This is a genomic window from Neohoeflea coraliihabitans, from assembly GCF_019334345.1.
Taxonomy (GTDB): Bacteria; Pseudomonadota; Alphaproteobacteria; order Rhizobiales; family Rhizobiaceae; genus Pseudohoeflea; species Pseudohoeflea coraliihabitans.
The window spans coordinates 1-522 of the sequence record NZ_JAHWQX010000016.1; the positions used below are offsets into that span (position 1 = coordinate 1).

At 56.1% G+C, this 522-nt stretch carries 2 protein-coding genes; both read left to right on the forward strand.

Annotation, left to right across the window (positions count from 1 at the left end; genetic code table 11):
* Positions 1-329 (forward strand): hypothetical protein (locus KY465_RS18560; protein WP_219203617.1); only part of this gene is annotated, 329 nt, incomplete at its 5' end.
* Positions 330-331: 2 nt separating this feature from the next.
* Positions 332-522 (forward strand): hypothetical protein (locus KY465_RS18565; protein ID WP_219203618.1); only part of this gene is annotated, 191 nt, incomplete at its 3' end.

A 522-nucleotide genomic window follows, 5' to 3' on the forward strand; every position in this document is an offset into this window, starting at 1 on the left:
TCCTGCTGTCTACGGACAACGGGTCTACTTTTCTGACGAGTGGATACAGAGTCATTGCCGCAGAAAGTGGCTCGACTGCCGGCACAGTATCGTCCACCGGCATCCTACTCATTGAAAACGCTGCCACTGAAATCAAGACGGGGTTTCTGAGACTGTCTTCCCTGAACAACGCCTCGATCAAGACACTCGCTTTTGGTCATTTCGACCAAGGAAGGCTGCATCACCTCGTTGGCAATCACGGCACAGCAGCTACTCACAACGCCGTTCGCCTCAAGTCATCCACCGGCAATTTCACCGGCGGTGGAATTCACGTATTCGGGAGGGTCTGACCATGAATATCGCTCTCATTGATGCCAATGGCCTGGTTGTCGAAACCCGCGATCTGGCAAAGCCGGAAAGTTTCATCGCTTCTGACGGCCTGACCCGCGTGGATATCCCAAGCGGCGCAGACTGGCAGGTCGGTGGAACGTGGGACGGCTCGGCCTATTCCGATCCTCCCGGTCATGCGGACAAGGTGCAGGC